A 25879-nucleotide genomic window follows, 5' to 3' on the forward strand; every position below is an offset into this window, starting at 1 on the left:
CGCATGTCACGCTTATTGTTCCGCAATCCGGAGAGGTTAGCTGCTCCCTAATGATGAGCTCCCCGGCCGGCTTGGCAGAACGGCCTTCCAGCAGGCGACCAAGATCAAAGTCCAGCAAGAGGCTGAATAAGAAGAGGCAACAAAGATGGCCGCAGATCGCGCTCAGAACCTTCAGGACACGTTTCTCAACCACGTCCGCAAGAGCAAGACCCCCCTCACGATCTTCCTCGTCAACGGTGTCAAGCTGCAGGGCATCGTGACGTGGTTCGACAATTTTTGCGTTCTCTTGCGCCGCGACGGCCACTCGCAGTTGGTCTATAAGCATGCCATATCGACCATCATGCCGGGCGCTCCGGTCCATCTCATGGAAGCGGAGGTCGACGGTCAGCAAGGGTAGGATCCCATCGACCGCTCCACCAAGCCGGACGTCGGACCGGCCAAGACAAGCCCGGACAAGCCGGGCAGCAGATCGTCAGCTCTGACCGATGACGCGAGTGCCCGGGCGCGCGCGATGCGCACGCTCGTGCTCGTGCCGGTGCTCTCGCGCGCCCGCGGGGGCGGCGAGACCGCACGTCCGGTTTCCATGCATTCGCCCGAGGACCGGCTCGCCGAGGCCAAGGGTCTCGCAGAGGCCATCGACCTCGACGTGGTCGGCGTCGATCTCGTGCCGGTGCCGCACCCGAAGCCCGGCACGCTGTTCGGCTCGGGCAAAGTCGAGGAGATCAGGGAGCGCATTGCCACGAGCGAGATCGGCCTCGTGATCGTCGATCACGCCATCAGCCCCGTGCAGCAGCGCAACCTCGAGCGCGCCTGGAACGCGAAGGTGCTCGACCGCACCGGCCTCATCCTCGAGATCTTCGGCCGGCGCGCCCAGACTCGCGAGGGGCGGCTGCAGGTGGAGCTGGCCCATCTCTCCTACCAGAAAGGCCGGCTGGTGCGGGCCTGGACCCATCTCGAGCGCCAGCGCGGCGGTCGCGGCTTCCTCGGCGGCCCAGGCGAGGCACAGATCGAGCTCGACCGGCGCATGCTCGACGAGCGCATCGTCGCCATCAAGCGCGAGCTCGAGGGCGTGGTTCGCACGCGCGACCTGCATCGCAAGGGCCGGCGCAAGGTGCCGTATCCGATCGTCGCCATCGTCGGTTACACGAACGCCGGCAAGTCGACGCTGTTCAACCGCGTTGCCGGCGCCGGCGTGCTCGCCATGGACCAGGTCTTCGCGACGCTCGATCCCACCATGCGCGAGGTCCGGCTGCCCTCCGGGCGGCGCATCATCCTGTCCGATACGGTGGGCTTCATCTCCGACCTGCCGACACAACTCGTCGCCGCGTTCCGCGCGACGCTCGAAGAGGTGATCGAGGCGGACCTGATCCTGCACGTGCGCGACATCTCGCATGCCGAGACGGAAGCGCAGGCGCGGGACGTGGAGCGCGTGCTCGCCGACCTCGGCGTCGATACGGTGGCCGCCGACGGACGCATCCTCGAAGTGTGGAACAAGATCGACCTCCTGTCGCCGGTCACCCACGCCGAGGCCGAGGCGGCGGCACGGTTCCGCACGCCGCCGGCCGTGCCGATGTCGGCTGTGACCGGCGACGGCGTGGCCCGCCTGCTCGACACGATCGACGAGCGGCTCGGCGTGGCCGACGAGATCGTCATGCTGACGCTGCCGGCCCACGAGGGCCGCCTGCTCGCCTGGCTGCACGAGAATGCGGACGTGCTCTCGCAGGAGACGGACGACACGGGCGCGACGCTCGCGCGCGTGCGGATCGCGTCGGAGAAAAAGATGCGTCTTCGCCATCAGCTCGAGCGCGCGGGCCTTTCGCTGCCGTCGTAGGACGCAGGAAAGCATTCGGAACATTCGGAGCGTCGCCCGGCGCCCGGCCGAGGGCGTGTCGCGAACGTCATGCCGGAGGCATGCCCGTTCAGCGGGAACGACGGACGGCACTCGATCGTTGGAGGAAAGAGGCGTGCGGTAGCCGATCCGGAGGCGCGATGGCGGGCAATCTCGAGACCCAATGCTGCATCGCCGGCGGCGGACCGGCGGGGCTGATGCTCGGCTACCTGCTCGCGCGGGCCGGCGTCGCCGTGATCGTGCTCGAGAAGCACGCCGACTTCCTGCGTGATTTTCGCGGCGATACCGTGCATCCCTCGACGCTCGAGGTGATGGCGGAGCTCGGCCTCATCGATCGCTTTCTCGCCCTTCCCCATCAGAAGGTGCGCAAGCTCGGCGCGATGGTCGGCGACACGCCGGTGATGATCGCGGATTTCACGCACCTGCCGGTGCGCGAACCCTACATCGCCATGATGCCGCAGTGGGATTTCCTGAACTTCGTCGCCTCCGAGGGTGCGGGATACGAGACCTTCATGCTCCGCATGAGCACGGAGGCGACCGGCCTCATCGAGAAAGGCGATACGGTGGTCGGCGTCCGGGCGATGTCGCCCGAGGGCCCGATCGAGATCCGCGCCGATCTCGTGGTCGCGGCGGACGGGCGCAACTCAGTGTTGCGTGCGCGTGCGGGGCTCGTGGTCGACGATCTCGGAGCGCCGATGGATGCGCTGTGGTTCCGCGTGCCGGCGCGGCCGGGTGAGGCCGGCGAGACCATGGGCCGCGTCGGCGCGGGCTCGATCCTCGTCCAGATCTTCCGCGGCGACTATTGGCAATGCGCCTACGTTATTCCCAAGGGCGCGTTCGAGACCCTCAAGGCGGCCGGGCTCGCGGCCTTCCGCGAGACGATTGCGGCGGGCCTGAAATGGGATCCCGCGCGCCTGGCCACAATCGCGAGTTGGGACGACGTGAGCCTGCTCACGGTACGCGTCGACCGTCTCAGGCAATGGTACCGGCAGGGCTTCCTCTGCATCGGGGATGCGGCGCATGCGATGAGCCCGATCGGCGGCGTGGGCGTGAACCTTGCGGTGCAGGATGCCGTGGCGGCGGCGAACAGGCTCGCAGCGCCGTTGAAGGCGGGAACGCTCGACGTCGAAGATCTCAAGGCGGTGCAGAGGCGGCGCCTGTTTCCGACCCGCGTCACGCAAGCAATCCAGCTTATCGCGCAGAACAGGATCATCGGGCCGGTGCTCGAGCTCAAGGAGCAGCCGGCGCCGCCCCGCGCGCTACGCCTCATGCAGCGCTGTCCGGTCTTGCAGCGCCTTCCGGCGCGGGTGCTCGGCCTCGGTGTCCGGCGCGAGCACGTGGCGGAGTTCATCCGGGCGGCACATTGAGGTGCTGGGTGGTGCGGAAGCGCTGAGGCCAGCGCGATCGTTGCCAGAGGAGACCGACGCGCGACGCTTGGGACGGATCATCCGAAGCGATCCTGCTAGAGCATTTCCGTTTCAGGTGGAAACACAGGGGTTCGGTATGCGGAAGCGTATCTGGATCCCGGCCGCCAATGCGGAGCATGGCTCCGCCATGATGCCGGGATGACGTTGAAATCGGGCAATTGGATCGCCACCAATAATTCGTCACTCCGGCGAAGGCCGGTGTCCAGACACGCTGATTGCCCGCACGGCCATGCTTCCACCCAAGCCGGAACGGTCCTAACCCCACAGCAGCGCTGGCGGCGGATGAAGGAGGCCGGCCTCGAACGTGACCGAAGGCTCCCGGTCGCGCGCGAGCAGCAGCGGACCGTCGAGATCGACCCAGTCCGCCCCCTGCGCGAGCAGAAAGGCCGGTGCCACCGCGAGCGACGTCGCCACCATCGAGCCGACCATCACCTTGAGCCCGGCGGCGCGCGCAGCGTCCGCCATGGCTATCGCCTCGGTCAATCCGCCGGCCTTGTCGAGCTTGATGTTGACGGCATCGTAGCGATGCATGACCTCGGCCAGGTCGGCGCGCGTGTGCACGCTCTCGTCAGCGCAGACGGGAACCGAATGCTGGAGCCCTTCGAGCATCCAGTCCGCGTCCGCCGGCAGCGGCTGCTCGATCAGCTCGAACCCGGACTCCGCCGCCGCGGCGAGGAAGGGGCCGAGCATGTCGTCGCTCCACGCCTCGTTGGCATCCGCCACGAGGCGCGCGTCCGGCCGCGCCTGGCGCACAGCCGCCATGCGGTCGATGTCGCCGTCGCCACCGAGCTTGAGCTTGAGAAGCCGGTGCGCGCGGGCAGCCCCAGCCGCCGCCGCCATCGCCTCCGGGGCATCGAGGCTCAGCGTGAAGCAGGTTTCGACGCCGCCGACGGGGGCAAGCCCAGCGCGCCAGGCGGCCGGAACGCCGCTCGCTTTCGCCTCGAGGTCCCACAGTGCGCAATCGAGCGCATTGCGCGCTGCCCCCGCGGCCAGCGCATTGGCCAGCGCCTCCCGGCTCGCAAGCGCGTCCGGTACGCTGCCAAGTCTCTCGATCACCGCCGCGACGCTGTCGGGCGTCTCTCCGTAGCGCGCATAAGGGGTGCATTCGCCACGACCCGCGGCCGCTCCGTCGGTGAGCGTGACGGCGACGACCGCCGCCTCCGTCTTCGCGCCGCGCGAGATGACGAACGGCACCTTGAGCGGGAACCGCTCGATCGAAACGGACAGGGCTACCGGCATCGGTCTTCCGCGCGGGCGGCGGCTCCCGTCAGGTGATCCGCCCGCTCACGTGCGCCAGGAACAGGTAGACCCGGCCCATGTCGGAGAGGAGGTGCGCATTGACCGCGCGCCCCGAAGGATCGCGCTGCTCCGCATCGCGGCGGATGTTCTCGAAATCGATCAGGTAGTGGTTGATGGTGCGTTGAAGGTCGCCGTCACTGCGGTAGCGCAGGCTCAGGTCGTCGAAGATCGCCCGGCCCTCGGGCGTGTAGATGCTGCGCACCATCACGCCGCGCTGGCCAGCCGCGATGCGCTGCCAGAGCGCCGCCGTCGTCGCCGGATCGAGAGCGCGCGCAATGGCGTCGATCTGCGTATGGAAGTTGACCGGCGGAGCGGGCGGTGCCGCCCGATGTGCGCTGCCGTGTCCGTCGTCGTCGCGCGAGGCGCGCGCCAGGAGGTCGCCGAGCGACCAGCCTTCGCGATTTTCGCCGGCAGAACCGGGCGTGCCGCCCGGGCGCGGCAAGGCGGCTGCCGCATACGGCGTCGACGGTGCGGGCGCCCGATAGCCGCCGTGTGTCTCCGCAACATAGGAGCCCGTCAGCGAGCCCTGGCTCGGCCCGGGCCCGGCGGCATAGGGCGTGCCGGCCGCCGGCTGCGGCGCCGTCACGTCGCGGCCCATGATCGAGCGCGTCGTGAGGCTCGAAAGCTGCTCGATGGCGCGCAGCTGATCGTGCAGCGCGCGCCGCATCGCGTCGGCGTTCTCGCGCGTCGCGACGGGCAGCCGGTCCATCTGCTCCTTGAGGCGGGCCTGCTCTGCGGCGATGTCGGCCGCGGCCCGGCTCGCGCGCTGGCGCACCTCGTCCGAGGTCTCGTCGAACCGGCTCGTCAGCGTCGAGAGCTGCTCGCTGACGACGTTCGAGATCGACGAGAAGCGGTTCTTGAGCTCGTCGAGCGTGCGCTCGCCTTCCGCACCTGCCTCCATGCGGAACCGCTCGAGATCGGCCATCGCCGAGCGCTGGGCCGCTTCCGTGCTGAGGCGAAGATGCTCCGCCGCCGCGCGCGCGCGCTGCTCGGCGCTCGTCAGCGAGCCTTCCATCGACGACGAGAAGCCCTGCACGAGACGACCGAACTCGTCGGCCTTGCCGGAGAGCTGCTCCATCGTCTGGGTGAGCTCGGCGTGGCGGCCCTGCAGCGTCGACTCGATCTTGAAGTTCGCGTTCTCGAGCGAGCTGGCCGCCCGCATGATGGCCTGCCCCTGGCCCTCGAAACGGTTGGTGACGGCGTTGACCTGCACCAGCAGGTTCTCCGACACGCGCTTCAGCATCTCGGACTGCCCCGCGAGCCCTTCGATCGCCTTCAGCGACTGGCGGGTGATGTTCTCGCTCGTCCGGCGCACCGAGTTGATGCCGTGCATCAGGCTCTCGTCGAGATTGACCGACTGGCGCGCGATGGTCTCGCTGAACGTCTTGGCATGATTGTCGAGCGCGCTGGTGAGCGCGCGGGCCTTTTCGGAGACCGCCGAGTCGATGGTCATCGTCGAGCGCATGATGGACTCGTCGAACGTCCTGAGGCGCTGTCCGAAGGCCGCGTCGAGCGCCTTGGTCCGCTCGACGAGCTGGACGTCGAGCGCCTGCGCCCGGTTGGCAATCGAGGTATCGAGGGCGCGCGCATACTCGTCGAAAATGCGCTGCAGCTTCTCGGTGCGCTGGTCGAGCGACGTGTCGAGCGTATCGACGTAGCCCGCAATGGCCGTCTGCAGCTGCTCGGTCCGCGCGCCGAGCGCCGTGGCGAGCCCGGTCGTGTAGCCTTCGAGCATGACCTGCAACTGCTGCGTCTTGCCGCCGATCGCGTTCTCGAGGCGGTCGGTGCTCTGGCCCACGGCCGTCTCGAGCTGCGTCAGGTTCTCGCCCGCGCCCTGGATGATCTGCGCCAGCTTAACCTGCTGATTGGAGAGGCGGTCGATCAGCGTCGGGATGTCGGTGCCGAGCGTCCTGAGCGTGTCGGTCACACGCTCGCTGGTCGAGAGCAGGGAGGTGCGCTCGCCCGCGAGCTCCTGGATGAGGCCTTTGATCTTGCGCTCGTTCTCCTCGTAGGAGCGCTCGAGCGCCGTCACTTCGTTGTGCACCAGTGCCTCGAGCTCGCCCGCGCGGCCGAGCGCCCGCGAGATGGCATCGTTCATGAACGACACCTGCCGCCGCACGGCCTGCCCGAGTGAGGCGACCGATTGCTCGGCCATGCGGTCGGGCTCCGCGAGCCGGATCGCCACTTCCGTCATGGTCGAGGATCGCAGGCGCAGCTCGTCCGATCGCCAGGCGAGCAGCGCCAGCGCCCAGAGCACGGCGATCGGCACGATGATCGCCGTCACCGTAAGGAACGTGGCGGGCTTCTCGAGCAGGGACACCAGCGTCGCGCCCGCTTCGAGCTCGGCACGCACGATGATCCAGGAGAACACGAGGCAGATGGCGGCCCATCCGGCGGAGGCGATGGCCGCATACTTGAAGGGCGTGGTGGCAGGTTTCTGCTCGAGCGCGTAGATCAGACCGCCGATCGAAGGGGCGTCGTCGTTGGCCGCGATCTTCTGGCGGGGAGGACCGGCCGGCCGCCGCCGCGCCATGCGGCGCACGGGCTCGGCCGGGGTCTTATCGGCGGCACGCTCGTTGCCCGTCGTAAGGGTAGGCTCGCCGGCCGTCCGCGCCGCCATCTGCGGAAGCGGGGGAGGGAGCGGATGGGCGACCGCCGCCGTGGCAGAGCCGAGGTTGGTCATGGCGCTCGGCGGGATGATGAGAGAGAGCGAATCGGAAGCGGCAGGCACGCCGGGGAATTTGCCCTCGGGCTTTGCGCTCTCGGCCTTGGCCGCGGCGAGCGGAGGCTCGGCCTTGGGCGCCCCGTCCGCCTTACGGTCGGATGACGCGGCAGCCGGCGAGGGAAGCGGCAGGGGCGGAGGCCCCCCAACGGCCTTGTTGGCGGTCGCCGATGCAGCCGCCTTGGGCAGCGCCTTCTGAGCCGCCGCCGAGCCTGATTTCTGATCCTGAGCCATCCACCCGTTCCGCCGGAATAGGCCGGCCGCCCCACATATTCATGCTACCGCAGTCCAAGGCTTCTGCTCAAACGGGATTTCCTCCCCGCAGGGCCCCATCAACGGTCTTTTTCGAAGCGCCTCCCAGGGCGGCCCGAGCGGCCTGTCGCCATGGCGAGTAGGCTTTTTTTGGGGCTAAATGAAGTTCGCGCGCCGCCCGGCCGGCTGCCACGACTCGTGAAAAAGCCGTTGAATAACGTGGCGTTTTATAATACGTTTTAACAGTTACTTAGCGTATTGCGTTCAGATTTCATTATAGCATGCTCGTCCCTCCGATGGACGGGGACGCGCCGATCCGGGGCCGCCGCTGGGCTCCGGTGAGATCGACAACCTCCCGTAACAGGGTCTGAACGCCATGGGTCCTTTGAGAGAGCGCACTGCGCGCGTTCGCCGCAACGGCCACATTCGCGGCTTCGTCGAGCCGCCCGCCGGCGCCGTGCCGGGCGCCGACCCGATCGATCGCGCCCATCTGGCCCGCTACACGCTCGGCAGCCCGACCCTCGAGCGTGAGATCCTGGGCCTGTTCCTAGCCCAGCTTCCGCTCAGCATCGAGCAACTGCGGTTCGCCGCAACCGACCGCGAATGGCAGATCGCGGCCCATACCATCAAAGGATCGGCGCGCGCCGTCGGGGCCTGGCAGATCGCGACGCTGGCGCGTGAGGCCGAGCTGTCTCCGGGCCTCGCCAACGAGGTCGAGCGCGACCGGATCCTCGCCACCCTGGAAGCGGCTTGCGAAACGGCCGAGAGCTACGTCACGGCAACCTTCCCGGCCGGCTGAGCCATATCCCTCATTGATCGGACGAGCGCCGACGCGAGGGTTTTCGCGACGGACCCGCCTTGCGAGCTGCGGCCCTCGGAGCACCCGCTCGCCGGGATGCACGTCCGAATGCGGATGCAACCCGTGCCTGCGTGTCTTCACCCCGCGGCGACGCGGAAGCTTGAATTCGCGGGACGGGCCCATTAATCCTGCCGCCACATTCCTCCGTAGAAGACAGGCGAGTGCCCGCAGTCTCTGGGGCACAACGGGTATTGGAGCAGCCGTCGATGGTGAAACTCACGTTCGTTCAACCCGACGGCGCAAGCCAGACCGTTGAAGCCGAGCCCGGCGTCACGGTCATGGAGGCGGCCAAGCTCAACGATGTCCCGGGCATCGAGGCGGAATGCGGCGGAGCCTGCGCCTGCGCCACGTGCCATGTCTACGTGAACCCGGAATGGGTCGAGAAGACAGGAAAGCCTGCCTCGATCGAGGAGGATATGCTCGACTTCGCGTTCGACGTGCGCAAGGAGAGCCGGCTTTCGTGCCAGATCAAGGTCACGCCGGAGCTGGACGGGCTGACGGTCCGCGTGCCGGCGAAGCAGTTCTGACACCGCAAACGGGGTATCGTCATCGCCAGGCGCGCCCCAGCGGACAACCGTAACTCAGGAGATCGACCATGGCGCTCGACATCGCGGCCGCGGACACCGGAGCCACAGAGATCGACGCCGTCGTGATCGGTGCCGGCCCGGTCGGCCTGTTCGCGGTCTTCGAGCTCGGCCTGGTCGACATCAAGACGCTCGTCATCGACATCCTGGACCGGCCGGGCGGGCAGTGCGCCGAGCTTTACCCGGAAAAGCCGATCTACGACATACCGGCGCTGCCGACCGTCACCGGTAAGGAGCTGACAGACCGCCTCCTGGAGCAGATCAAGCCCTTCGGAGCCGAGTTCGTTTTCGGCGAGCGGGTGGACGAGATCGCGCGCGGCGAGGACGGCCGCTTCCATCTCAAGACCGATGCCGGCCGTGAGGTCTCGGCCAAGGTCATCGTCATCGCCGCGGGCGGCGGCTCGTTCACGCCCAAGCGCCCGCCGCTCGAGGGCATCGAAGCCTACGAAGGCACGTCGGTGTTCTATGCCGTGCGCCGGATCGAGAGTTTCCGCGGCAAGGACGTGCTGATCGTCGGCGGCGGCGATTCTGCGCTCGACTGGACGCTGAGCCTCGCACCCGTCGCCAACTCGCTGACGCTTCTGCACCGGCGCGACGAGTTCCGCGGCGCTCCCCATTCCGTCGACAAGATGCGCGCGCTCGTGGCGGAGGGAAAGATTCGCCTCGTCATCGGCCAGGTGACGAAGCTCCACGGTGAGAACGGCAACCTGGAAGCCGTCACCGTGAAGACCTCGGACGGCACAGAGGAGCGCATCGTCACCAACGCGATGCTGCCGTTCTTCGGCCTCACGATGAAGCTCGGCCCCGTCGCGCAGTGGGGCCTGAACCTCAACGAGAACCTCATCCTCGTCGATACCGAGAAGTTCGAGACGAGCGAGACGGGCATCTTCGCCGTGGGCGACATCAACTGGTATCCCGGCAAACTGAAGCTGATCCTGTCCGGCTTCCACGAGGTGGCGCTGATGGCGCAGCAGGCGCACAAGTACGTGCATCCCGACAAGAAGCTGATGTTCCAGTACACGACCTCGTCCTCGAGCCTGCAGAAGAAGCTCGGCGTGAAGTAGGACGCTTTCCAATCCGCTTTGACGTACCTGGATCCCGGCCGTCCATGCGCACCATGGTTCCGCCGTGACGCCGGATGACCGAGTGGTTGGGACAGCCCGCATCAAACACATGCAAACGTCACCCCGGCGCAGGCCGGGGTCCAGACACGCCTGAAATAGGATCACCGCCCCGCGATGGAGCGCTCGTAGACGAGGGCGAGCTTCGCGAAATCGCGCACGCTCACCCGCTCCGCCCGCAGCTCCGGCGCGATCCCGGCTGCATCCAACAGCTCCTCGGGATTGGGCACCAGCGTCTTGAGCGAGGCGCGCAGCATCTTGCGCCGCTGGCCGAACGCCGCCGCCGTCACCCGTCCCAGCGCCTTGACCGAGCAGGCTGGTTGCGGCGCGTCCCGGGGCGTGAAGACGACGACGGCCGACGAGACCTTGGGCGGTGGCGTGAAGGCCTCGGGCTTGAGCGTCAGCGCGATATGTGCCTCGCACCGCCATTGTGAGATGACCGACAGGCGCCCGTAGTCCTTGGAGCCCGGCGGCGCGACGATGCGCTCGGCGACCTCCTTCTGGAACATCAGCACCATGCGGTCCCACCAGGGCGGCCAGGGCTCGGTCTCGAGCCAGCCGACGAGCAGCGTCGTGGCCGCATTGTAGGGCAGGTTGGCCGCGATCACCGCTTTGCCCGCGGCCTTTCCGGTACCCGTACCCGTGCCGAGAAGCGTGCGCCAGTCCGTTTCGAGCGCATCACCGGAATGAACCTCGAGGCGCCCCGGATAGCGCCCCCTGATCTCGGCAAGCGCCGGCAGGCAGCGGTGATCGCGCTCGACCGCGACGACCCGCTCCGCGCCTTCCATCAGCAACCCGCGTGTCAGTCCGCCCGGGCCGGGCCCCACCTCGACCACGGTACGGCCGTCCACGGGCCCGCCCGCGCGCGCGATGCGGCGCGTGAGGTTGAGGTCGAGGATGAAATTCTGCCCGAGGCTCTTCTTGGCGGCGAGGTCGTGACGGCGGATGACATCGCGCAGCGGATCGAGCCCGTCGGGACTCGCGCCGCCTTGCGTTCCGATCGGTGCCGGTTCGCTGTTCTCGTCGCCGGGCAGGCTCATCGCGCAGGTCCGGAGCCCGCCGCAGCGCGCCGCCGGGCCATCCGGTCGGCGAGCTTGAGCGCCTCAATGAGACTCTCGGCGCGCGCCCGCCCCGTGCCGGCGATCGCGAACGCGGTGCCGTGATCGGGCGACGTGCGCACGAACGGCAGACCGATGGTGACATTGACCCCGGTATCGAAGGCCAGCGTCTTGATCGGGATCAGCGCCTGGTCGTGATACATGGCGAGCACCGCGTCGTAGGTCGTGCGCGCGGCAGCATGGAAGAGCGTGTCGGCGGGATGGGGGCCCGTGGCGTCGAGCCCCACGTCCCTGAGCGCGGCGATGGCGGGCGAGATGACGGCAGCATCCTCCGAGCCGAGCTTACCCTCCTCGCCGGCGTGCGGGTTGAGCCCCGTCACCGCGATCCGCGGCGTCGCGATCCCGAAGTCGTCCGTGAGCGAGCGGCCGAGGATCTTGCCTGTCGCCACGATGGCCTGCGTCGTGATCGCCTGCGGCACATCCTTGAGCGGGATGTGGACGGTGAGGGGGACGACCTTGAGCTCGGCCGAGGCCAGCAGCATCACGGGGCGCGCGCGCTTGACCCCGAAGCGATCCTCCGCGAGCGCTCCCAGAAACTCCGTATGGCCGGGATGGGGGAAGCCGTGATCCATGAGCACGTTTTTGGCGATCGGGTTCGTCACCACCGCGCGCGCCGCGCCCGATCGCACGGCGTCCACGGCGCGCGTGATGGCATCGACGACGGCCGGCGCATTGCGCGCGTCGGGCCGGCCTGGCACCACGGGCTGAGGGCAGGGGACTGGCTCGACCGGGAGATGCGTCTCGAACGCGCGAAGCGCCTCGGCGGGGCCCGCGACCGTGGCAACCGGAACCTCGATGCCCAGCGCCTCGGCGCGCGCCGAAAGGGCCGCTGCGTCGCCGAGCACGACGAACGGCGCCAGCGCCGCGGTTTTCCGCGCGCGCCACGCCGCAAGCGTGATGTCGAGGCCGATGCCGGCGGGATCTCCCATCGTCAGGGCGAGGGGTGCGGAGGCCGCCTCCGTTGGCTCGCGCGCACCCATCAGCGGATCTCGATGGCCGCGTCCTGCCTGAGGTCCTTGAGGTGCTTCTGGGCGAGAACCTCGAACTCCCGCTGGCGAAGCTCATTCTGCGCCGACTCGCGCGCCGAGCTCTCCGCGCTCGACTTGCGCCCGCAGAGCGCCCAAAGCTCGACGCCGGTCTGGCCGACGCTCGCCGGCAGGAGGTCGCCCTCGCTCGCGTTGAGCAGGAGGCTCCGCGTCGGCTCCGCAAGCGTCGAAGGCTTGCGCGGGCCCAGGTCCTCGAACTTGCCGCCCACCGACTGGGCGAGCTCCGGCAGGGATGCGCACCCCTTGTACTGCCGCGCCAGCGCATCGGCTTCCGCAATGCGCCGCGCGATGATGGACTGGTCGACCGCCGCCGGCAGCGGCAGCGTCACGCGCTGGACCTGCAACTCGACGTCGCTCTGCACGGCCACCGGGGCGTTGGCGACGAACTGGTCCACCTCACGGTCCGAGATGGCGACCATATGACCAAACCGCCGGCGCACGACCTCGCGCCACGACATCTCGGCGCGGAAGCGCGCCTTCATCGTATTGATGTCGACGCCCATGCTCTTCATGTGCTGTCCGAACTGCTCGATCGTCATCTTGTTGCGCTCGGCGATGCCCGAGATGATGCGCGTGACGTCGGCCTCGTCGGCCGTGACGTTGAGGCGCTTCGCCTCCTGCAGCTTGATCTTCTCCTCGATCAGCTCTTCCTTCGCCTTGCCCTTGGAGCCCGCGAGCGCGCTCGAGCGCGCCTCCCGCTTGAGATCGGCCACCATGTCGGCCTGCAACTGCTTGATGAACTTCGTCTGCAGCGCGCGCGCCTCCTCCTGCGTCTGCACGTTGTTCTTTTGCAGAATCTCCTTGAAGCGATCGTTGGTCTTCGGGTTCTGAACGATGGACTTCCAGCGGGCTTCGGCCTTGGCCTTGAAATCCTCCCCGCCCCCGCCACCCTGGAGCGCGATGAACGCCGCCCGCTGCTCGATCTCGTAAGCGGTGATCGGCTCGTCGTTGACGAGCACGGCGATGGACTGGCCGCCCTTCTTGCGCGGAGCGAGTCCCCCATCCCTGGGATCGGACGCATCGATATTGGCGGACCGGCCCGTTTCGGCGGCGGAAGCGGCGGGCGCGCAAAATCCGGCGGCGAGCAGGGAAGCGCCGGAGAGGAGGGCTATGGTTCGGGTCAAAAGGGGCATCAAGGCTGTCTCGTCAGCAGGCCGCGATCGCGACATCGGATTGACTTCGGGGACCGGCCGAGCCTGCAACAGGCAAGCGGACGCGAGCATAACCCCGGGCCGGCGCGGGCGCAAAGACCTCGCGCCTTATCCACATCAACCGTGGCATCGCCAAGGCATCGAGGCCCACCCAGGCCGGGCCCAGGTCATGACCTTGGGCGATCGGCCGGTGCCCGCCGCTATGGGACCTTGATCCCGGTCGCGTCCTCTCCGCCCAGCGTATTGACGACGTTCGTCTCGTAGTTGAAGCCGCCGAGATGCTTGAATTCGAAGCGCAGCATGACGACCTGGTCAGGCCGAATGTCGCGCTCCTCGTCCGTGATGAACGTCTCGCTGTAGGTCGCGCTCAGCATGAAGCACTCGTCGAGGTAGGCGAGCCGGATCGAATCCGTCAGCACCTTGTCGTTGTCGAGATCGTAGCGGAGCGAGCCGGAGAGGGTCCAGCGGTCCGTCAGGCGCAGCGTCGCGTAGCCGAGAATTTCTTCCTGCTCGTCATAGGTCGGCGTGCCCGCGTCGTTGAGGAACACGCTTCCGTAGGTGTACGTCGTACCGGCGAGCAGCGGCCCGTAGCTGAAGACCGCCGACAGATCCTGGCGCCGGAGCGTGAGATCGTCCTCGTCGAAGCGCGACTGCGAGATCACGCGGAACACATCCGTCGGCGCCAGGTAGGCGCCGAGCACATAGTCGGAGGTGTCCGTTTCCAGGCCGCTCTGCGGGTTGAACGTCAAGCTGTTCTCGTTATAGGCGTTGTCGCCCGACAGATGGTAGCTCTGCCCCGCGAGGACGCGCGCGTAGCCGACAGGCCCCTGGAACGTGTATTGCACGCCGACGTTGGCCCGCACGCCCGTCTCGAGCCGGTCGTAGCCCGAGAACTTGGTCGTATCGAACAGGTTAGTGTCGTCGAAGATCAGGCTCTGCGCATCCTCGTTCGGATAGAGCGCCTGATCGACGTGCGAGTTGTGGGCAACGATCTGGCCGATCGGCTCGATGACGTGCGAGGTCGCCCCCGCGTTGGCGACCCACGGATAGGAGACCGTCGCGCCGCCCGTCGCCAGACCGCGCAGGAACGTGTCGTCGAGATCGACGCCGGGAGCCGAGAAATCCTCATAGTTGATCTGGTAGACGTCGCCGCGGACCTCGCCGAACGGCGTGTAGGTGATGCCGATCGCGTCGGTGAAGCGGCGGCGCCATTTGATCTCGGTGATGAACCGGTTCATGTCCTGCGAGATGAAGTCCTTGCTCTGGTTCGCGGTGTCGGAGCGCGAGAAGCTCAGCGCGTTCGACCTCCAGCGCAATTCGCCGCCGACGATCGGATCCTTGAAGACGTAGTTGTGATCGATGATGGGATGGACGAGCGATTCCGTCTCGTCGTTGTCCTCCACCAGGAGCCCGCCGAACTGATAGAGCTTGGCGCTAAAGTAGCTGCGGTCGCCCTGGCCGACCAGCCAGATGTCGTTGATGCGATCCGTGAGCAGCACGCTGTCGAGCTTGTAGAAGCGGCGGAACGTATCGTCGCTCTCGATGATCGCGTTCCAGCCGTAGCTCCACCAGCTCGCGAGCGAGAACCGGCCGTGCGTCTCGAGGCTGCCGCGCCAGCCGTCCAGGTTCTGGTTGCCGCTCGGCAGCTTGTCGGCGTCCTGATCGATGGCGGCGAAGCTCACCGTGTACTCGCCGCTGGCGAGCTTGTGGCGCCACTCGCCCTGCCACATGACGCCCTGATCGGTCATGTAGCGGGGGTTGAACAGGAAATCGAACTGCGGCGACAGCGCGAAGTAGTAGGGGATCTCGGTGAAGAAACCGAGGTCGTTCGAATTACCGAAGCCCGGCGCCAGGAAGCCCGTCTTGCGCTTCACCGACGGGTCGGGGTGCTCGAAGTACGGCAAGTAGGCAACCGTGGTGCCGAACAGCCTGAACTCCGCGTCCTGGTACGAGATCGTGCCCGCCTGCTGATCGTGGATGATCCGCCGCGCGCCGACGCACCAGAGCGGCGGCGTGTTCCCGTCGCTCTTGCAGGCCGTGAACGTCGCGTCGGAGAACTCCGTGATGTTCCCCTCGCGCCGCTCGCCGCGCGAGGCGGTGATGCGGGAATTGTCGCGCGTGACGACCGACAGCGACTGCACGAAGCCGTCGCGGAAGTCGTCCGTCAGCGTGTAGTTGTCGGCACGGATGATGTTGCCGTTGGCCTCCTTGAGCTCGACGTTGCCCGATGCGGTGAGCGTGTTGGCGCTGCGGTCGTAGATGACCTGATCAGCCGTCAACACGTTCTTGTTGTAGTAGATTTCGACATTTCCGCGCGCGATCACGCGATTGCCGGCGTTGTCGTAGATGAGCTCGTCGCCCTGCAGGTAGAGCGGCAGCGTCTTGTCGAACTTCTGCGGCTTGCCGAACATGCCGCCGGGCTGCTCTGGGAAGGCGGACGGCTCCTTCGAGCCCTGCGCCTCAGCCGACCCCGCGGCCAGCGGAAGGGCCAGGAGAGCGGGGACGAGGAGGAGGGCGAGCCAGGCCCGCAAGGGGGTTCGCGCAAGGTGCGGAATGTTGGGATAAATCAAGCGCAAACGCCCTCGGTCCGCCGTCTTGAGACGGGGAAGCGAGGTGTAAATTTCGGTGCATGTCGCCAGCAATGTGCGCGCAACACGCATCACTCAGCCGTCCTCCTGGTGCAATAGCACCGTGACCGAACAAAGAATGGCGAGAAGAACCGGAACCCAAACCGCCGCCCACACCGGAGCGAGGCCAGCCGTCCCGGCTTGCCTGGAAATCTCCGCGAAAAGGAAAAATCCAAAGCCCCCAACCATTCCGGTGACGACCATAGTCTGGATCCCCCCCGAGCGGAATGACCGCAACGACACAGTTGCCGCCAAAAAGACCATCGCTATGCACAGCAGAGGACGGGTCAGCAGCAACGCGTATTGGGTGCGCAAGGAAGCTGTGGAAAGTCCCGCTTTTTCCGCAATGTAGATAAGGTCCGGCAACTCCCAGAAGGAGACCGAGATGACGCTCCCGAAAGCATCGGCGGCGCGCTCCGGCGTGAGGTACGTTGACAGCAGGTATCTGTCGAACGATTCGGGCTGGCGGCCGATACCCGAGACCAGGGCATCCTGGAGCACCCAGTAGCCTTCCTCGAGCTTTGCCGCCTTGGCGTCCACCCGCTCGCTAAAGGTCCCGGTCTTGTCGTAGACGAAGGCCGTCACGGAGGTGAGCTCGGTGCCCCGGCGGCGCGCCGAGGCGGCGTTGATCACGGACTGGCCGTCGAGCCCGTCCTGGCGGAGCCAGGGCCCGCTGCTCGAGCTCTTGCCGAGAGCGCCGCTCGGCTCCCGGCCGAACACCTCGGCATAGAGGCGCTCGGCGCGGTCGCGCGCCGAGGCCGCGAGCGGGTTGAACCCCATGGAGCTCGCGAGGCCGAGGAGGACGGCAACCGCGATCCCAGGGCGCAGGAACTGCCAGACCGACATGCCGCCCGCGCGCATCACCGCGAGCTCGCTCTTGCGGGCCAGCATCAGCAGCGCGCCGATCGACCCGACCAGCACGGCGAACGGCAGCAGCATCTCCGTATAGGCCGGCAACCGCAGCATCGTGATCCAGGCGAGCACCCATCCGGACACGCTGCCGTACTTGCCGGCCTGGCGCAGCATCTCCACGAAATCGATCATGAAAATCAATACGGTGCAGAGGCCGAACACGGCAAAGATCGCGACCAGGAAACGCGTGCCGATGTAGATCGAGAGCGTCGAGATCCCAGGCCGGAAGCCCATCATGGCGCTCCCCCGGGTCCGCCGGCATTCGCCCAGGCGCGCCGGCCGAACCGCTGCCTGAGCCGCTCCGCCATGCCTGAAATCGCCTCGAGCACAGCGTCGAGGGCTGCCCCTCGTGACGGCCGGGCGCCGCGGGCGATCAGGGCGAGGGAGACGCCGATGGCGGCGAGGGGGATCGCGTAGAGAAAAGGCACCGCGCCCGCGGAAAGCGTCACGACGTTGTTGACAGCCAGCCCCGCCAGCCGCAGCCCCACCCCGATCAGGAAGCAGAGGCCCATGCGGGCATGGCGGTTCTGGCGCGTGCTTTGCGCCTGGCCGACCATCGCGACGGCCATCAGCACGAAGGCGAGGGGATAGAGCGCGCTCGAGAAGCGCTCATGCAACTCGGAGCGCAGCCGGCCTTCGTCGCTGTCCTTGCTCTTGGATTTCTTGCCGGGCTTTGCGGCGTCGCCCGCCGCCGTTCCCGGATCCGCCGCCGCCGCATCCGGCGTGCCGGGGTCTTCGATGAGCTCGCTGAAATAGCGCTCGCGCGCCCTGAGCTCCGGTGCGCCCCCGTCCGTCCGCTTCTCGAAGCTGTCGAGATCGACCGCGTACTTGTCGAAGGCGATGATCTGCGTCGGCTCCGTCATGCCGCCGTTGCGGCGCAGGATGTGCCCCTGCATCATGAACAGGTACGTGCCGCCCTTGTCCTCGACCAGGATGCCCTTGTCCGCGAGGTAGGACTGGACCTCGTTGTCCTTGCGGGTGTCGTGCATGACGAGGCCGTGCAGCGTGCCGTCGAGCGAGCGCTCGCGGATGTGGAAGGTGAGCCCCTTCTCGGGGCTGGAGAAGCGGCCCGGCTGGATCACCTGCGTCAGCAGGTCGGTGCGCACCTGCACCACGATCTCGCGCAGCTGGCGATAGCTCCACGGCGCGGCGAAGTGGTTGACGAACGAGACGAACGCCATCAGCGCCAGCGCCAGCGCCACGACCGGCTTGGTGATCGTCCACGCCGTCGCGCCCGACGCCGTGAGCACGATGATCTCGCTGTCGCTGTTGAGGCGGTTCAGCGTGTGGATGGAGGTGATCAGCAACGCGAACGGCGCGATGACGGCCACGAAGCTCGGGATGCCGAGCGTGGTCATCTTGATCAGCGTCAGCGCGCTCTGCCCGTCGCTGGTGACGACGTTGAGCTCGCGCAGCGCGAGCGAGATCCAGACGATGCCGGTGAGCGACAGCAGCACCAGCATCAGCGCGCCCGCCGTCTGCCGGAAGACGTATCGCGAGAAGATCGTCATGGGACACCGGTCCCGCGCACCACCAGGGATCGGGCCGCGGGGGCGGGGACCCGACGCAGGGGCGCGAGCGGCGGCCACGGTGCGGCTGTGCGGCGGCGCAATCCAGACTCCCCCTGTTCAGTTGCCGTCTCGTTCCATGTCACGATGGCGGAATTTCGACTGTTCTCCAAGCCGCTAGCGGATTTCCGGGGCGGCTTCGGAAGGCGCCCGGGGCGCAACGCGCCACAAGATCCGCGGCCCTTTGATCCGGCCCCGAGATTTAGACTGCCATGGCTTGCACTTCGCCGCCGAGAGGCTAATTTCCACAACGAAGATCGAAAAGCACCCCCGCCCATGTTGGAGCACGGCCCGGCCTGCGCCGAGACGCCGTGCGGCAGCGTCGCGTCCGCGGCCCGGCCCGACGACGGGCACCCTGCCAGTCCCACGTTCCCCGAGGAGCACCAGCAAGACATGACCACCCCGCTCGAAATCGTTTTCGCCCGGCTCGACGCCGCGCACGAACCCGCCTGCGCTGTCCTCGTCGGACACGATCTCGCGTTGTCGCCGGCTGTCCAGTCGCTCAACGGCCGCAGCGGCGGCCAGCTTATCAAGGCGGCCGAGGCCGCCGAGTTCAAGGGCAAGCAGAAGACCTCGATCGAGATCCTCGCGCCGCAGAAGCTCGACGTGCAGCGCCTCGTTCTGGTGGGCACCGGCAAGGCGGCCGATCAGGAGGAAAGCGACTGGGCGACGACCGGCGGCTATGCGCTGGGGCAGATCACGGCCCGCAAGGTGTCGGAAGCGAGCCTGGTCGCCGAGGTCGCGAACGCGGGTGGCATCAAACCCGAGGTCATCGCCGCGAACCTGGCGTTCGGCGCGCTCCTGCGCCACTACGCATTCCGCAAATACCTGACGAAGAAGAACGGCGATGACGGCAGCGCCGGCAACGGCGAGCAGAAGCCCCCCGCCGACCGCCTGACGAAGCTCGTCGTGCACTGCGCCGATCCGGAGAAGGCGAAAGCCGCCTTCGAGGCGAGGCGCGCCGTCGCCGACGGCATCTACGTCGCCCGCGACCTCGTCAACGAGCCGGCCAACATCCTCGGGCCCGTCGAGTTCGCCGAGCGCGTGAAGGCGCTCGAGCACACCGGCCTCGAGGTCGAGATCCTCGACGATGCGGCGCTGAAGGAGATCGGCATGAACACGCTGCTCTCGGTCGCCCAGGGCAGCGCGCGCCCGGCCCGCGTCGCCATCATGCAGTGGCACGGCGCCAAGTCGAAGCGGGCGAAACCCCTCGCGTTCGTCGGCAAGGGCGTCGTCTTCGACACCGGCGGCATCTCGATCAAGCCGGCCGCCGGCATGGAGGACATGAAGGGCGACATGGGCGGCGCGGCGGCCGTCGTCGGCGTCATGGTCGCGCTGGCCGCGCGCAAGGCGCCCGTCAACGCCATCGGCATCATCGGCCTCGTCGAGAACATGCCGTCGGGGACCGCCACGCGCCCCGGCGACATCGTCGTCTCGCTCTCGGGCCAGACCGTCGAGAACCTCAACACCGACGCCGAGGGCCGCCTCGTGCTCGCCGACGTGCTCTGGTACGTGCAGGACCGCTTCAAGCCGCGCTTCGTCATCGACCTCGCAACCCTCACGGGCGCCATCATGGTGGCGCTCGGCAAGAACTTCGCCGGCCTCTTCGCCAACGACGACAAGCTCGCCGACCAGCTCATCGCCGCATCCAAGGCCACGGGCGAGAAGGTCTGGCGCATGCCGCTCGACAAGTCCTACGACCGGATGATGGACAGCAAGAACGCCGACGTGAAGAACATGGGCGGGCGCTGGGGCGGAGCCTGCACGGCCGCCGCGTTCCTGAAGCGCTTCATCAAGGAGGACGTCGCCTGGGCGCACCTCGACATTGCGGGCACCGCCATGGACGCGCCGAAGAGCGAGATCAACACGAGCTGGGGCTCTGGCTGGGGCGTCCAGCTCCTGGACCGCTTCGTTGCCGAGAATTTTGAGAAGGCCGAGAAGTAGCCGCCGAGCCGCGGATGGCGATTCGGCTGACGCCGGATCGCCAGAACAAACTCAGATTTAACATTCTGTTATTACATATGTATAGTATGTTATTTTCCATAATATATATTATGCGAATGATAGATGTGGAGAATATGGCGGCGATCCCGAATGCCGATCCGAGCTCCAGGATCCAACCCGCACCAGCCTACGGCAGTCCCTCTTCGGCCGCCCGCACCACGGCGGCGATCACAGTCGCATAGACCGACGCCACGAAGCCCGTCAGCACGTTGACGCTGACCACGATGCCGGCGAGCCGCGCCCACTCCGGGCTCAGAACCTGGGACAGCACCGTGACGATGAACTCGTCGAACGCCTGCTTGAGCTGGAAGAAGAGCTCGCTCACCTGGCTCACGGACGGCTTCTGCGGCAGCTCCCAGACGAGCTTCCAACCGATCTCGCCGACACTCGCCGCACCAAGCATGCCGACAGCCGCAAGCGCCGCGATGCCGGCCGAGAATGCGAGCCCGAGCGGTGGCGCGAGCCGGAAGTAGCCCCAGCGCCAGGGCTGGGCGCGGAACGAGACCGAGAGACTGCGAAGCGCGCTCGCCCCGGCGTAGACCGTGAGGCCGAATACGACGGCGACCCACAAGAGCCGCGTGCTGTCCGTGCCGGCGAACGTGAACAGGGCCGCAAGCCCCGCAAGCACGCCTTTCATGAGCGCCTCGACCGTACCGACCACGCCCACGAGCAGCAGGCGCGGGGCGCGTGCGCCCTCGAAATAGAACGGAAGCTCGAACGAAAGCCGCCGCGTCTCGAGCCTGAGCCCGAGCACAAAGCTCAGCGCGGCCGTGACGGCGGCGAACAGGAACGGATAGGTGAAGCCGAACCAGGCGACGGCGGCGACGGCAGCCATCTCCGCCGCCATGATCACGCCGTTGAGCAGAATGCGAAGGACGATCATGGCGGGCGGGCGCTTGCGGTCTTCAGGCGGACGATGCCGCCCAAGCTAAAGCGCTTCCCACCGGCTGCAAACCGATTTTCCGAGCGCCACCCGCTTGCTTGCGAAGAGCCGCACCTCCCCTCGCCAGCCGGTGCACGCTCCGCTAGGGTCGCGCCTGACCGGAGCGAGACTTTGCCGCTCCGGAGAAACGCACCAATTCCCTTAACGCCATCGCAAGACATGACACCCTCGCAAGACATCGCGCGCCTCATCGAGATCATGGCCGCGCTCCGCGCACCCGGCACCGGATGCCCGTGGGACCTCGAGCAGAGCTTCGAGACCATCGCCCCCTACACCATTGAGGAAGCCTACGAGGTGGCCGACGCCATCGCCCGCCGCGATCTCGTCGATCTCAAGGACGAGCTCGGCGATCTCCTGCTGCAGGTCGTCTATCATGCGCGCATGGCGGAGGAGCAGCACGCCTTCGCGTTCGGCGACGTGGTCGAGGCCATCACCGCCAAGATGATCCGCCGCCACCCGCACGTGTTCGGCAGCAACGAGGAGCGCGCCGCCGGCGCCGCCCCGGGCTTCTGGGCGAAGATCAAGGCCGAGGAGCGCGCGGCAAAGGCGGCCGCGCGCGATGAGGCGCAGCCAACGGCGGCAGCCGGCCCCCTGCCCGCCGGACGCCGGGGCGACGGGCTGCTCGCGGACGTCTCCCTTGCGCTCCCGGCCCTGACGCGCGCCATCAAGTTGCAGGACAAAGCGGCGAAGGTTGGCTTCGACTGGCCCTCGCTCGCGCCCGTGTTCGACAAGATGCGCGAGGAATTGGCAGAGCTCGAGCAGGTGGCCCTCCCGGCCGACCCGCGCGGCGCGGCGGCGGACCGCCCGGGCCCCACGCCGGAACTCGAGGAGGAGTTCGGCGATCTTCTGTTCGTGATGGCGAACGTTGCCCGCCACCTGAAGCTCGATCCCGAGGCCGCGCTCCGCGCCGCCAACCAGAAGTTCGTGCGCCGCTTCCATCACATCGAGCGGCGCCTCGCCGAAGGCAACCGCGCTCCGGCGGACTCGACCCTGGCCGAAATGGACGCGCTCTGGGACGAGGCCAAGGCGCTGGAGAAGCAGGGACCGTAGAGGCCCCGTCGCCCAACCCTGCCCCTCCCGCCTCAGGACGACGACGGCGGTTGCGAAGGCTGCCACAGGAGGCCGCCGTTCCAGCGGGCGCGGATCACGAGGGCACCCGCGAGCCCCAGCCCCGCGAGCGCGGCCATCGACAGGTAGGCGCGCTCGCCGGCCGACGCGTAGAGCCATCCCGACATCAGCGTGGCGCCGCCCATCAGGAGCCCCGAGGCGACCGTTGCATAGAGGGCCTGTGCCGTGCCTTGCGCGCTTTCCGGAACCGCACGCGAGATGAAATGCATGGCCGCGAGGTGCGAGGCGCCGTAGGTCAGCGTGTGCAGCGTCTGCAGCGGGATCAGCGCGGCAAGCGGCAGGGAGAAGCTCATCAGCGTCCAGCGGAGCACGGACGCGGCCGTGCCCGCGAGCAGCAGCGTCGCGGGCCCCCATCGCCGGATCACGTTGCCCGAATAAGCGAAGAGCGCCACCTCGCCCGCGATCGCGATGGCCCACAGCGTCCCCACCCACGCGGTCGAGATCCCCTGCGCGTGCCAGGCGAGCGCGCCGAAGGTGTAGAACATGCCGTGCGCGCCCTGGGCGGCGCCGGACGCCAGGAGGAACGCGAGGAACAGCGGAGAGGCGACGAGCTTCCTCGCCTCGCGAAAGGCATGCGCCGGTGCTCGTATGCGGGGCGCAGGCTCTGCGGTGCGCGCCGTCCCGACGTGCTCCGGCAGGAGCCAGGCGCAGCCGACGGTCGCGACCACGCCGGCCAGGATGCAGCCGATGACGGCGCCGGCGCCCACATGATCGATCAGCCAGCCGCCGGTGAATCCCGCCGCAACGAACGTGATCGATCCCCAGAGCCGCATGCGGCCGTAGTCGAGCCCGTGCGCGCGCACGCCCGCAACCGCGATGGTCTCGACCAGGGGAACGGTGGTCGACACCGCGATCGCAAACGGCACCGCCAGGAAGAGGATCGGCCAGAAGCTGCTCATCTGCGCGAACAGAACGGCGAGCGCGAGCGCAAGCCACGCGAGCCCGTTGATCAACGCCCGATGCTGCCCAGTGGCGTCTGCCCACATGGCCGCCGTCGGCGTGATGAAGACGCGCAGGAAGTAGGGCGCGGCGGCGATGACGGCGATCTCTTCGGCCGAAAGCCCGCGAACGTCGAGCCAGACCGGCAGATAGGGCAGATGAACGCCGTAAACGGTGAACAGGGCGCCGTAGAAAGCGGCGAGCCTCAGGCTGTAGGAGCGACGGGCGGTCAGCGCGAAACGGGCGCTCCCCTCACCGTCCTTCGACCCGCTCCCCATGGCAATCCTGTCCGTTTCCGATCCCGAACGGGCGTCCGGTTACGGGAGCGTCCGACAGAGGTTCGGCGCAACGGCGAGCGGACCGGATGCCGGCAAAGAAAAAACCGGTCCGGATGATCCGGACCGGTTTTACTGAGCTGATCGGCGTCCCTGATCGCCGGTCGGCTCCCCCCAAGAGTCGTCGTAACATTCGTAGCCAAAGCTCCGTAGTTACGTTGCGCGCTGCTCGATCGCCCCCCGGCGTCGGCGCTGCGCAAGGGGGAGAGTTGCAGAAGCGCGCCGTGGTGACAAGACGGGTGGAGCGCATTCGCTGCCCGGCGATGCATCGCAGCAACAGACCTCGCTGGGGTTGAAAATGCAGTCGCGATACGATTTTTGCGGGCACCGCGAAGGCGCGGCGCTACGGGCGACGGAGGGCGTGCAGATGATCGACCGGGCCGTTGCCTTTGCCGACGCCGAGCGCCTGCCCGGCCTGGATCGCGTTCCAGACGAAATCCTTGGCGGCACCGACCGCGCTCGCGAGCGTGTCGCCGCATGCGAGCCGGGCCGCGATGGCGGCAGCGAGCGTGCAGCCCGTGCCGTGGGTGTTGCGCGTCGCGATGCGCGGCCTGGCGAAGCGAAGCGACCCCGACGGCAGCACGAGAATGTCGGTTGCATCCGTCCCCACGTCATGCCCGCCCTTCATCAGCACCGCGCCCGGGCCGAGCGCCAGCAGGCGGCGCCCTTGCGCCTCCATCTCGTCGAGCGAGGATGCAAGGGGACATTCGAGCAGGCGCGCGGCCTCGCCGAGATTGGGCGTCACGACGGTCGCGCGCGGAAAAAGTTGCGTGCGCACGGCGTCGACCGCATCGGGCGCAAGCAGCACGTCGCCGCTGGTCGCAACCATCACCGGATCAACGACGAGCGGAAGGCCGGCAAAGGCCGCAAGGCCGCCGGCGACGGTCTCCACGGTCGTACGGTCAGCGAGCATGCCGGTCTTGATGGCCCCGACCGCAAGATCGGCGGCGACGGAAGCCATCTGCGCCGCGATGATGTCCGCCGGCAGCGTCAGCACACCCTGCACGCCCATCGTGTTCTGGGCGGTGATCGCGGTGATCGCGGAGGCGCCGTAGACGCCGAGAGCGGTGAAGGTCTTGAGGTCGGCCTGGATGCCGGCGCCGCCCGAGCTGTCCGATCCGGCGATGGTGAGCGCAATGGGCGTTCCGTGTCCGCCGCTCATCTCACCCTCCGGGCGTCAGGTTGCGCAGGTCCTCCTGCAGCCTCTCGGGTGTCATCATCTCCTCGAGGCGGGCGAGGCCCGGGAAGGTCTCGATCAGCCACTGGCCGATCGCTTGGATCGAGAACCAGTCAAACACGTTGAGGAACGCGATCCCGGTCAGCACCAGCAGCACGCCCATGATCTTCTCCATGAGGCCCAGGTAGCGGCGGAAGCGCTGCATGAACGAGAGGAACGGGCGGATGGCGACGGCTGCCAGCACGAACGGGATGCCGAGGCCCAGCGAGTAGACGGCGAGCAGCCGCACGCCCGCGCCGAGACTCGCCTCGTTGGCGGCGAGCGCCAGCACCGCGGAGAGAATGGGGCCGATGCACGGTGTCCAGCCGAACGCGAACGCGAGCCCCATGACATAGGCGCCGGCGAAGCTCGCGCCTTCGTTGGCGTGGTGATAGCGCGTATCGCGCACCAGGATCGGGATGTGAAGCACGCCGAGAAAGTGCAGTCCGAAGAGAATGATGACGATGCCGGCGGCGATGGAGAGCTCGGCGCGCCAGGTCTGGATGAACTGGCCGATGAGCGACGCGCTGGCGCCGAGCGCGATGAAGACGGTCGTGAATCCCAGCACGAAGAAGATCGACGCCAGCACGATGCGGCGCCAGACCGCGCGCTCGAGCCCCTTCTCGTTCGACATCTCCTCGAACGTCGTGCCGCCGAGGTAGCCGAGATAGGGCGGCACGAGCGGCAGCACGCAAGGCGAGAGGAAGCTCACGAGACCGGCCAGCGCCACGCCGAGATAGAGATGGGCTTCAGCGAACATTCAGAGGTGCCCCCTCGCG

At 67.7% G+C, this 25879-nt stretch carries 20 protein-coding genes; 8 read left to right on the forward strand and 12 right to left on the reverse strand.

Annotated elements, in window-relative coordinates; genetic code table 11:
• Positions 1-145 precede the first annotated feature (145 nt).
• From hfq to V7082_RS03795, 3 genes are all read left to right on the forward strand, one after another.
• Positions 146-397, forward strand: a complete 252-nt coding sequence (hfq, locus tag V7082_RS03785; RefSeq protein ID WP_291181099.1) for an RNA chaperone Hfq — start codon at positions 146-148, stop codon at positions 395-397.
• 114 nt (positions 398-511) lie between these two features.
• Positions 512-1831 (forward strand): GTPase HflX, encoded by a 1320-nt coding sequence (gene hflX, locus V7082_RS03790; RefSeq protein ID WP_334146289.1) that lies wholly within the window; start codon positions 512-514, stop codon positions 1829-1831.
• A gap of 158 nt (positions 1832-1989) precedes the next feature.
• Positions 1990-3216, forward strand: a complete 1227-nt coding sequence (locus V7082_RS03795; protein WP_334146290.1) for an FAD-dependent oxidoreductase — start codon at positions 1990-1992, stop codon at positions 3214-3216.
• Positions 3217-3531: 315 nt separating this feature from the next.
• Here the strand turns inward: V7082_RS03795 and dgcA are convergent, their stop codons facing one another.
• A complete protein-coding gene (dgcA, locus tag V7082_RS03800) occupies positions 3532-4515 on the reverse strand; it encodes an N-acetyl-D-Glu racemase DgcA (RefSeq protein WP_334146291.1) in 984 nt (327 codons plus the stop codon).
• A 28-nt stretch (positions 4516-4543) separates the two neighbouring features.
• Positions 4544-7531, reverse strand: coding sequence for an apolipoprotein A1/A4/E domain-containing protein (locus V7082_RS03805; protein WP_334146292.1), 2988 nt, complete (start codon positions 7529-7531; stop codon positions 4544-4546).
• A gap of 394 nt (positions 7532-7925) precedes the next feature.
• On the opposite strand from V7082_RS03805, the gene V7082_RS03810 reads away from it, so the two are divergent.
• From V7082_RS03810 to V7082_RS03820, 3 genes are all read left to right on the forward strand, one after another.
• Positions 7926-8348 carry an Hpt domain-containing protein gene (locus V7082_RS03810; RefSeq protein WP_334146293.1) on the forward strand — a complete coding sequence of 141 codons (423 nt, stop codon included), beginning with the start codon at positions 7926-7928 and terminating at the stop codon, positions 8346-8348.
• A gap of 266 nt (positions 8349-8614) precedes the next feature.
• Complete coding sequence (locus V7082_RS03815) at positions 8615-8935, forward strand: 2Fe-2S iron-sulfur cluster-binding protein (protein ID WP_334146294.1); 321 nt, start codon at positions 8615-8617, stop codon at positions 8933-8935.
• A 68-nt stretch (positions 8936-9003) separates the two neighbouring features.
• Complete coding sequence (locus V7082_RS03820; protein ID WP_334146295.1) at positions 9004-10056, forward strand: NAD(P)/FAD-dependent oxidoreductase; 1053 nt, start codon at positions 9004-9006, stop codon at positions 10054-10056.
• Between the two features lie 161 nt (positions 10057-10217).
• Here V7082_RS03820 and rsmA read toward each other — a convergent pair whose 3' ends face one another.
• The 6 genes from rsmA to lptF form a co-directional block, all read right to left on the reverse strand.
• Positions 10218-11153 (reverse strand): 16S rRNA (adenine(1518)-N(6)/adenine(1519)-N(6))-dimethyltransferase RsmA, encoded by a 936-nt coding sequence (gene rsmA / locus V7082_RS03825; protein WP_334146296.1) that lies wholly within the window; start codon positions 11151-11153, stop codon positions 10218-10220.
• Positions 11150-12211: a 4-hydroxythreonine-4-phosphate dehydrogenase PdxA gene (gene pdxA / locus V7082_RS03830; protein WP_334146297.1), complete on the reverse strand. Its 1062-nt coding sequence runs from the start codon at positions 12209-12211 to the stop codon at positions 11150-11152. The genes rsmA and pdxA overlap by 4 nt, the downstream gene beginning before the upstream one ends.
• Positions 12211-13410 carry a peptidylprolyl isomerase gene (locus V7082_RS03835; protein ID WP_334146298.1) on the reverse strand — a complete coding sequence of 400 codons (1200 nt, stop codon included), beginning with the start codon at positions 13408-13410 and terminating at the stop codon, positions 12211-12213. The genes pdxA and V7082_RS03835 overlap by 1 nt, the downstream gene beginning before the upstream one ends.
• A gap of 218 nt (positions 13411-13628) precedes the next feature.
• The gene (locus V7082_RS03840) at positions 13629-15998 is read right to left on the reverse strand and encodes an LPS-assembly protein LptD (protein WP_334146299.1); all 2370 of its coding nucleotides are present in this window, start codon (positions 15996-15998) and stop codon (positions 13629-13631) included.
• A 93-nt stretch (positions 15999-16091) separates the two neighbouring features.
• Entirely contained in the window at positions 16092-17201 is a 1110-nt protein-coding gene (lptG, locus tag V7082_RS03845; protein WP_334146300.1) for an LPS export ABC transporter permease LptG, read from the reverse strand.
• Entirely contained in the window at positions 17201-18478 is a 1278-nt protein-coding gene (lptF, locus tag V7082_RS03850) for an LPS export ABC transporter permease LptF (RefSeq protein WP_334146301.1), read from the reverse strand. Before lptF ends, lptG begins: the two co-directional genes overlap by 1 nt.
• A gap of 450 nt (positions 18479-18928) precedes the next feature.
• On the opposite strand from lptF, the gene V7082_RS03855 reads away from it, so the two are divergent.
• Positions 18929-20479 (forward strand): leucyl aminopeptidase, encoded by a 1551-nt coding sequence (locus V7082_RS03855; RefSeq protein ID WP_334146302.1) that lies wholly within the window; start codon positions 18929-18931, stop codon positions 20477-20479.
• A 187-nt stretch (positions 20480-20666) separates the two neighbouring features.
• Here V7082_RS03855 and V7082_RS03860 read toward each other — a convergent pair whose 3' ends face one another.
• Positions 20667-21422 carry a hypothetical protein gene (locus V7082_RS03860; RefSeq protein WP_334146303.1) on the reverse strand — a complete coding sequence of 252 codons (756 nt, stop codon included), beginning with the start codon at positions 21420-21422 and terminating at the stop codon, positions 20667-20669.
• Between the two features lie 219 nt (positions 21423-21641).
• On the opposite strand from V7082_RS03860, the gene mazG reads away from it, so the two are divergent.
• Positions 21642-22532 (forward strand): nucleoside triphosphate pyrophosphohydrolase, encoded by an 891-nt coding sequence (mazG, locus tag V7082_RS03865; RefSeq protein ID WP_334146304.1) that lies wholly within the window; start codon positions 21642-21644, stop codon positions 22530-22532.
• A 32-nt stretch (positions 22533-22564) separates the two neighbouring features.
• Here the strand turns inward: mazG and V7082_RS03870 are convergent, their stop codons facing one another.
• The 3 genes from V7082_RS03870 to V7082_RS03880 form a co-directional block, all read right to left on the reverse strand.
• Complete coding sequence (locus V7082_RS03870) at positions 22565-23827, reverse strand: MFS transporter (RefSeq protein WP_334146305.1); 1263 nt, start codon at positions 23825-23827, stop codon at positions 22565-22567.
• 400 nt (positions 23828-24227) lie between these two features.
• On the reverse strand, positions 24228-25046 hold the full coding sequence (gene thiD / locus V7082_RS03875; RefSeq protein ID WP_334146306.1) for a bifunctional hydroxymethylpyrimidine kinase/phosphomethylpyrimidine kinase: 819 nt from the start codon (positions 25044-25046) through the stop codon (positions 24228-24230).
• Between the two features lies 1 nt (position 25047).
• The gene (locus tag V7082_RS03880; protein WP_334146307.1) at positions 25048-25860 is read right to left on the reverse strand and encodes a cytochrome c biogenesis CcdA family protein; all 813 of its coding nucleotides are present in this window, start codon (positions 25858-25860) and stop codon (positions 25048-25050) included.
• Positions 25861-25879 lie beyond the last annotated feature (19 nt).

This window comes from Hyphomicrobium sp. (assembly GCF_036833075.1).
Classification (GTDB): Bacteria; Pseudomonadota; Alphaproteobacteria; order Rhizobiales; family Hyphomicrobiaceae; genus Hyphomicrobium_C.